The sequence below is a fragment of the Pseudomonas yamanorum genome (assembly GCF_013386765.1).
Classification (GTDB): Bacteria; Pseudomonadota; Gammaproteobacteria; order Pseudomonadales; family Pseudomonadaceae; genus Aquipseudomonas; species Aquipseudomonas yamanorum_A.
This window is the reverse complement of the sequence record NZ_JACARE010000025.1, coordinates 139,705-147,909: the sequence shown is the minus strand read 5'-3', so window position 1 is coordinate 147,909 and position 8,205 is coordinate 139,705. Positions and strand designations below refer to the sequence as shown.

At 60.7% G+C, this 8,205-nt stretch carries 6 protein-coding genes; all 6 read right to left on the bottom strand.

Annotated features, from left to right (window positions below; genetic code table 11):
* Nucleotides 1-271: 271 nt before the first annotated feature.
* A complete protein-coding gene (locus HX875_RS21320) occupies nucleotides 272-1,687 on the bottom strand; it encodes an efflux transporter outer membrane subunit (RefSeq protein ID WP_177045413.1) in 1,416 nt (471 codons plus the stop codon).
* On the bottom strand, nucleotides 1,684-4,863 hold the full coding sequence (locus HX875_RS21315) for an efflux RND transporter permease subunit (protein ID WP_177045411.1): 3,180 nt from the start codon (nucleotides 4,861-4,863) through the stop codon (nucleotides 1,684-1,686). The genes HX875_RS21320 and HX875_RS21315 overlap by 4 nt, the downstream gene beginning before the upstream one ends.
* 15 nt (nucleotides 4,864-4,878) lie before the next feature.
* Nucleotides 4,879-6,120 (bottom strand): multidrug efflux RND transporter periplasmic adaptor subunit MexE, encoded by a 1,242-nt coding sequence (gene mexE, locus HX875_RS21310; RefSeq protein ID WP_177045409.1) that lies wholly within the window; start codon nucleotides 6,118-6,120, stop codon nucleotides 4,879-4,881.
* Nucleotides 6,121-6,345: 225 nt separating this feature from the next.
* Nucleotides 6,346-6,756, bottom strand: coding sequence for a DUF3757 domain-containing protein (locus HX875_RS21305; RefSeq protein WP_177045407.1), 411 nt, complete (start codon nucleotides 6,754-6,756; stop codon nucleotides 6,346-6,348).
* 68 nt (nucleotides 6,757-6,824) lie between these two features.
* Nucleotides 6,825-7,211 (bottom strand): cupin domain-containing protein, encoded by a 387-nt coding sequence (locus HX875_RS21300; RefSeq protein ID WP_177045405.1) that lies wholly within the window; start codon nucleotides 7,209-7,211, stop codon nucleotides 6,825-6,827.
* Nucleotides 7,212-7,243: 32 nt separating this feature from the next.
* Nucleotides 7,244-8,167: a LysR family transcriptional regulator gene (locus HX875_RS21295; protein WP_177045404.1), complete on the bottom strand. Its 924-nt coding sequence runs from the start codon at nucleotides 8,165-8,167 to the stop codon at nucleotides 7,244-7,246.
* Nucleotides 8,168-8,205 lie beyond the last annotated feature (38 nt).

Below are 8,205 nucleotides of genomic sequence, written 5' to 3'. Positions count from 1 at the left end.
GACGCCCCGTCGCGGCGGCCCGCTTCGTGCTACCGGAGAGAGGGCACACCGAGCCTAAGCGAGGTGCCGAGTGGTGGGGCAAGAGCGTTTTGCTTACTTTTGCGCTGTTCAAAAGTGAGCCGCTGTAAGAGCGGAATCAATAGCCGCCATCACCCAAATAACGGATATACACACAAACCCCCAGCCCCAAAAAAAAGCCCCGCGACCGAATGAGGGCGCGGGGCAAAAAATTGGCTGGATGCGACCAACCAAAGGAGCTCTTTAAATCACATCACTTGGCACTGGCGATGGTAGTACTCGGCTGCCAACCACCACCCAACGCCTTGTAGATCGCCACGATACCGCGGTACAGATCCACCTCAGCCTGAGCCTGCGAATCCTCGGCGGCCAGACGCTCACGTTGCGCGTCCAGCAACACCAGGAAGCCCACCGTACCTTCGCGGTAGCGAATCTCCGCCAGGTCGGCAGCCGCACGGCTCGACTCACTCTGACGAATCAGCGACACCAACCGCTGCTGGCGTTTGCCGTAATCACTGAAGGCATTCTCCGATTCTTCCAGCGCCAACAGCACCTGCTGCTCGTAAGTCGCCAAGGCGCCATCAGCTTCCGCATCCGCCCCCCGCAACCGCGCCCGCACGCTGCCCAGGTCAAACGCCGCCCAGGTAATGCTCGGGCCCAGCGACCAGGCATTGGCCGCCGCCGAACCAATCTGCGAACCCCGCCCGGCAGTAAAGCCAAGGAAACCACTGAGGCTCACCCGTGGAAACAGATCAGCCTTGGCCACCCCAATCCGCGCGGTGGCCGCTGCCAACTTACGCTCGGCACTGAGAATGTCCGGACGACGCTGCAACAGTTGCCCCGGATCGCCAATCGGCAACGCCTTGGCAATCGCCGGCAAGTCTTTCGGGCTCAAGTCCACGGTCAACTTGTCCGGGCGCTGGCCGAGAAGGGTGGCGATACGATTACGCTCGCGAACTTCCTCGGCCTGCAGCTGCGGCACACTGGCTTCTACAGCCGCCAGACGCGCATCGGCCCGCACCACATCGAGCTGATCGCCCACACCGGCGTCCCGCAGGCTGACGGTGATACCGCGCGAATCCTCCTGGTTCTTCAGGTTGGCCACCGCGATCTTCTCGCGCAGTTGCGCGCCTCGCAGTTGGCCGTAAGCGTCCACCAGCTCGGCAATCATGGTGACTTGCAGTTGATACAGGTCGGCTTCGGCAACCTGCTGGTCAGCATCGCTGGCCTCCAGGTTGCGGCGGATGCGCCCGAACAAATCCACTTCCCAGGCCATGTCCAGGCCCAGGTCATACCGCTCGCTGTTGACGCGTTTGGTGGTCTGGCCCGGAATCTGGCCTTTGCCCACGTCGCTGCTGACGCGGCTGGTGATCACCGGCATCACGTCGTTGGCGGCGTCGTCACGAATCGCCCGGGCGGCCCGCAGGCGGGCAAATGCCACCCGCAGGTCACGGTTGCCTTGTAAGGATTGAGTCACCAACTGGTCAAGGGTCGGGTCTTCGAACTGCTGCCACCAGATGCCTTCGAACTTCGCATGGTCGTACTGCTTGGCGTCGGCGGCGGCCGTTACGTTGGCCGCCTCCAGTGGCTGGGTTTTATAGTCCGGGCCCACGGCACAGGCGCTCAGCGCCAGTACCAGCAAGCTCGGCAAAAATACTTTCACGCTCATTGCTGTGTCTCCAGCTTCAAGGCCTTGGCCGCTTTGCGCGCTTCACCGCGTTCGACAAACCGGCGGATCAGTACATAGAACACTGGCGTCAGCAGCAGACCGAAGAAGGTCACGCCGATCATCCCGGAGAACACCGCCACACCCATGGCATGACGCATCTCGGCACCGGCACCGCTGGAGAGCACCAGAGGCACTACACCCATGATGAAGGCGAACGAGGTCATCAGGATCGGCCGCAGACGCAGACGGCAAGCTTCCAGTACCGCAGCCAGCGGGTCGAGACCTTCCTGCTGTTTGTCCTTGGCAAACTCGACGATCAGAATCGCGTTCTTACAGGCAAGCCCCACCAGTACGATCAAGCCGATCTGGGTAAAGATGTTGTTGTCGCCGCCGGAGATGATCACCCCGGTGATGGCCGACAGCAGGGTCATCGGTACGATCAGGATCACCGCCAGTGGCAGGCTCCAGCTTTCGTATTGGGCGGCCAGTACCAGGAACGCCAGCAGTACGCAGAGCGGGAACACGAACAGCGCGGTGTTGCCCGAGAGGATTTGCTGATAGGTCAGGTCGGTCCACTCGTAGGTCATGCCGTTGGGCAGCTCGTCTTTCAACAGTTTTTCAATCGCGACCTGAGCCTGGCCGGAGCTGTAGCCCGGTGCGGCGTTACCGTTGATTTCAGCAGTGATGAAACCGTTGTAGTGCATCACGCGGTCCGGTCCCGAGGTGTCGCTGACCTTGATAAAGGTCGCCAACGGGATCATCTCGCCTTTGTTGTTGCGTACCTTCAGCTGGCCGATCTGGTCTTCATCCTGGCGGAACTGTTGTTCAGCCTGCACGTTGACCTGGTAGGTGCGCCCGAAGCGGTTGAAGTCGTTGGCATACAACGAACCCAGGTAGATCTGCAGGGTGTCGAAGATGTCGCTGATCGCCACGCCGTGGGTCTTGGCCTTTTCGCGGTCGATGGCAGCATCGACCTGGGGCACGTTGACCGTGTAGCTGGTGAACAGGCCGAACAACTCCGGTACGCCACGGCTCTTGGTGATGATGTTCTGCACTTCTTTGTACAGCTCGTCGTAACCCAGGTTGCCACGGTCTTCGACCTGCAGGCGGAACCCGCCAATCGTGCCCAGGCCCTGTACCGGCGGCGGTGGGAAGATCGCCATGTAGGCTTCCTGGATGCTGCTGTACTTGCCGTTCAGTGCACCGGCAATCGCACCGGCAGACAGACTCGGGTCTTTACGCTCATCGAACGGTTTCAGGGTCACGAACACGATGCCGTTGTTCGGGCTGTTGGTAAAACCGTTGATCGACAAGCCAGGGAAGGCAATCGCGCTTTCCACGCCGGGCTGTTTCATGGCGATGTCGGACATGCGCTTGATCACGTCTTCGGTGCGGTCCAGGCTCGCGGCGTCCGGCAATTGTGCGAAGGCCACCAGGTATTGCTTGTCCTGGGCCGGTACGAAACCGGTTGGCGTGTGGGCAAAGCCCAGCCAGGTCAGAACCATCAGGCCGGCGTACAGGAACAGCGCGATGCCACTGCCGCGAATCACCCGGCGCACGGTGCCTACATAACCATGGCTGGCTTTATCGAAGAAGCGGTTGAACGGTTTGAACAACCAGCCACCCAGCATCTTGTCGAGGAACCGCGAGAAGCCGTCTTTCGGTGCGTTGTGACCTTTAAGCAATACCGCTGCCAGTGCAGGCGACAGGGTCAGCGAGTTGAACGCCGAAATCACCGTGGAAATCGCAATGGTCAGGGCGAATTGCTTATAGAACTGTCCGGTCAAGCCACTGATAAAGGCAGCGGGGATGAACACGGCACACAGTACCAACGCGGTCGCGATGATCGGGCCGGTCACTTCGCTCATGGCCTTTTCAGTGGCCGGGAACGGTTCCAGTCCCAATTCAATGTTCCGCTCGACGTTCTCCACCACCACGATGGCGTCGTCCACCACGATGCCGATGGCCAATACCAATCCGAACAGCGACAGCGCGTTGAGTGAGAAGCCGAACAGGTGCATCACCGCAAACGTACCGATCAACGATACCGGCACCGCCACCAATGGAATGATCGAGGCGCGCCAGGTCTGCAGGAACAGGATTACCACCAGCACCACCAGAATCAGTGCTTCGAACAAGGTGTGAACCACGGCCTCGATGGAACCGCGCACGAACACGGTCGGGTCGTAGGCGATGCGGTAGTCCATGCCTTCCGGGAAGCTCTTTTTCAGCTCCGCCATTTCGGCGCGCACTTCATTGGAGATGTCGATCGCGTTGGAACCCGGGCGCTGGAAGATCGGGATCGCCACGGCCGGCTGGTTATCGATCAACGAGCGCAGGGCGTACTGGCTGGAGCCCAACTCAACCCGCGCGATGTCTTTCAGGCGCGTGATTTCGCCGTTGTCGCCGGCACGAATGACGATGTTTTCGAACTCTTCCTCAGTGACCAGACGGCCCTGGGTATTCACCGACAATTGGAAGCTGGTGTCGGTGGGCGCAGGCTGCGCACCCAATGCACCGGCCGCCACCTGGCGGTTCTGTTCGCGAATGGCCGTTACCACATCGGTAGCGGTCAGGTTGCGCGAGGCGGTCTTGTTCGGGTCCAGCCACACACGCAGGGAGTAATCGCCCATGCCGAACAGCTGCACATCACCCACGCCGCCCAGCCGCGCCAGCTCATCCTTGATATTGAGGATGGCGTAGTTGGACAGGTAGAGCATGTTGTAGCGTTGGTCCGGGGAGGTGATGTGCACCACCATGGTCAAGTCAGGGGAGGCCTTGTCCACGGTAATACCGATGCGCGTCACTTCTTCAGGCAGTTTTGGCTGAGTCCGGGTCACCCGGTTCTGCACCTGCACCTGCGCGTTGTCCAGGTCGGTGCCCAGGGCGAAGGTGATGGTCAGGGTCAGCTTGCCGTCGGCGGTCGACTGCGAGGACATGTACAGCATGTTCTCGACGCCGGTGATGGCTTGCTCCAGGGGAGCGGCCACGGTTTCACCGATGACTTTGGGGTTGGCCCCCGGGAAGTTGGCGCGTACCACCACAGTCGGCGGCACCACTTCCGGGTATTCGCTGATCGGCAGTTGGAACAGCGAGATCGCGCCGGCGATCAGGATCAACAGCGAAAGCACCGCTGCGAAGATCGGCCGCGAAATGAAGAACTTGGAAAAATTCATCTTGAGTTGTATCCCTTAACCGCGTGGAGTCGCGACGCTGGCCAGCTTGGGCGCGGCTTTATCCGGCGCCACTTGCTCCAGGTTGCTGGCTTCAAGCGCTTGTCGTTGTTGTGCCAGGGCGGCGAGGGTTTCCTTGCTGGCCATCGGGATGGTTTCCGGAGCAACCGGCGACCCCGGGCGAACGCGCTGCAAGCCCTTGACGATGATCGTGTCGTCCTTGGTCAGGCCGCTGCGCACGATGCGCAAGCCTTCGATCTTCGGCCCCAGTTCCACGGCGCGATAAGCCGGCTTGTCGCCGTCCATCACCAGTACGAATTTCTTGCCAAGGTCAGTGCCCACGGCTTCATCGGTGATCAGCACGGCCGAGTAGGTACCGCTGCCCACCAGCTTCAGGCGGGCATACAGGCCAGGGGTGTATTCGCCCTTGCTGTTATCAAACACGGCGCGACCACGAATGGTGCCGGTGGCCGGGTTGACCTGGTTGTCGACGAAGTTCATCTGGCCCAGGTGCGGGTTGCCGGTTTCATTGGACAGGCCCAGGTACACCGGAGTGGTAGCGCCACGGCGACCCTGGCGCGCGAGTTCGGTGTACTTGAGGTACACACGTTCATCGGCGTCGAAGTAGGCGTAGACCTTGTCGGTGGACACCACGCTGGTCAGCGCGGTGACATCGGCGGTGACCAGGTTGCCGGCGGTGATCTCGGCACGGCTGACACGGCCGCTGATAGGTGAGGTCACACGGGTGAAGCTCAGGTTCAGCTTGGCCAGGTCCAACTGCGCCTGGATCCCGGCCACCGTGGCGTGGGCTTCCTGGGCGGCGGTGGTGCGCGAGTCGGCCAGTTCGGCGGAGATCGCATTGCTCTGGCGCAGGCGTTCGCCGCGCTGGGCTTCGTTATCGCTGCGGGTGGCGGCGGCCTTGGTTTGCGCGAGCTGTGCTTCGAGGCGGCGCACTTCAGCCTGGAATGGGCGTGGGTCAATCTGGAACAGCAGGTCGCCTTTCTTGACCAGCGCGCCTTCGGTGAAAGCTACCTGATCGATCTGGCCCGACACGCGTGGACGGATCTGCACGGTTTCCGGTGCTTCGAGGCGGCCGGTGAACTCGTCCCACTCGTTGACCGGTTGTTCCAGCACCTTGGCCACGCTGACGTGGCTTGGTGGCATGGCGGCCGCTTGTTCTGGTGTCTTGCCGCACGCGCTCATCACCATCACGGCCAAAATGGCCAGTGGATAGCGCAAATGTTTGAGTGACTGTTCCATGAGGTGCATCCGCCAATGTATTTAAGATGGGCGGATCATGCTCGGCAGGGTGCTATCTCACGAATCGAATGAAACAAAGGTAACTATCATTCGGAATGATATAAGCGTAAAGCGAGCCCTCTAGCATGGGGGTTTCGTTAGGGAGCTATCAATGCTGTTGATGACAAAGGACTATTGCGCAGGATGCAAGGAACAGCGCGCCCCGTAAACTGTCGAGGGTGGTTGCTATTCGAATGTGCACAGCGCCGGGTTGGTGGCCTTGCATTCGTTTCCTGTCCAGGCGCTGCCAACAGGCTTGGCGTTGGCCTGGTTCTTCAGGGTCATGCTCACTGGTTCATGGTTCTGATCGAGGTAGTGGCATGCCACAGACGACTGACCCTGGCTGCTTTGGATCACCGCCTTTTCGAACTGGACCTGGTGCAGGTCCGTCTGCTCTGTCATCGGGTTTTGCCCGGTCCATTGCTGACCGCCTGGGCCGGACGCGGTGTAGGCAACCACTTCGCCGGACGGCGTCTTTTTGAAAGCATCTTTAAGGGCATTGGTGGGCGGGCAGGCGCCAGCGCCGGCGTAGGCGTTGCCCACCAACGCCATCAGGGTGATCACGAGGGCTGAGGTTTTCTTGAGCTGCCTGTTCATCACGCGTGCTCCTGGCCTGGAGAAACAGTGATGTGAAGATTAGCCCAAACAGGTAACGCCGGACGGTGTTAAATCCACACGTCGTTGATCGCCGTGCGCTCCCCACCTTCGGTGCCGGTATTCAACACACCGCAGGGTTCGATCAACAGCAACTTCACCTCGCCCAATGCGTGCGGCTTATGCTCGACGCCTTTGGGCACCACGTACATTTCCCCTTGGCCGATCGTCACGGCACCATCGCGAAAGTCGATGCGCAGCGTGCCTTCCAGCACGATAAAGGTTTCATCGGTGTCGGCATGGTCGTGCCAGATAAAGTCACCCTCGATCTTCACCACCTTGAACTGGTAGTCATTCATTTGCGCGACGACCTTGGGCGCCCATTGCTCGCTGAACAGGGCGTATTTGCTGGCGAAGTTGATCGGTGTGTAATTCGTCGAAGCAGGGGTGGCGGACATTGGAGGTTCCAGGGTTTCAAGTCATCGGAGCCTTACGTTAGGCCCAATGGCTTGCCGGATATTGAATGATCGTGCAGTGCCAGCTCATTCACCATTCGCTCGATCAGCACCCTGACGCGGCGCGGCTGAACCCGGGTTGGCGGGTAGACGATGTTCAACGCGGTACTGCCCAGATCATAGTCAGTCAGCAGCTCGACCAAGCGTCCGGCCTCAAGATCGGCGCGCACGTCCCACACCGATTTCAGGCAAATGCCATGACCGGCCAGGCACCATTGGCGCACCAGCGCGCCGTCGTTCGCCACCCGCCGGCCCTGGACCAGCACCCGATGGGTGTGCCCGTGCCGCTTGAAGGTCCATTCCCGCGAAATATTGATGCCGAAGCGCATCACCAGGCACTCATGACGCGCCAGGTCCTCGGGGTGTCGGGGCGTGCCATTGAGCGCCAGGTAGTGGGGTGATGCACACAGCACGCGACGGTTTTCGCCAATCGGCCTGGCATGCAGGGTGCTATCCGCCAGCGCGCCGTAGCGCACCGCGAAATCAATGCCCTGGCTCACCGGGTCGGCGTAGCCGTCACTCAGGTTCAGGTCAATGCTGATCTCGGGATGCTCCAGCATGAACGCGGCGAGGATCGGTTCAATGTATTGGCGCCCGAGGTCTTCCGGGGCGCTGAGCCGAATCGGCCCCGACAGGGTGTGGGTGCCATGGCGAATGCTGCTGTGCAACTCCTCGGCCTCCGCCAGCAGGCGCCGTGCACCGTCCACCAGCAAGCGGCCTTCGTCCGTCAGGTTGATCGCCCGGGTGGTGCGGTTGAGCAGGCTGGCGCCATAGAAACCCTCCAGCTGCGCGAGCCTTTCCGAGACGGAGGCGGGTGACAGTCCCAGCTCTCTACCCGCCGCCGACAGCCCGCCTTTTTCCACGATCAGCAAAAACAACTCGAGGTTCTTCAGCAGCATTGTTCGGTATTTCCGAAGGTGGTTTTTGATTTCAGCTC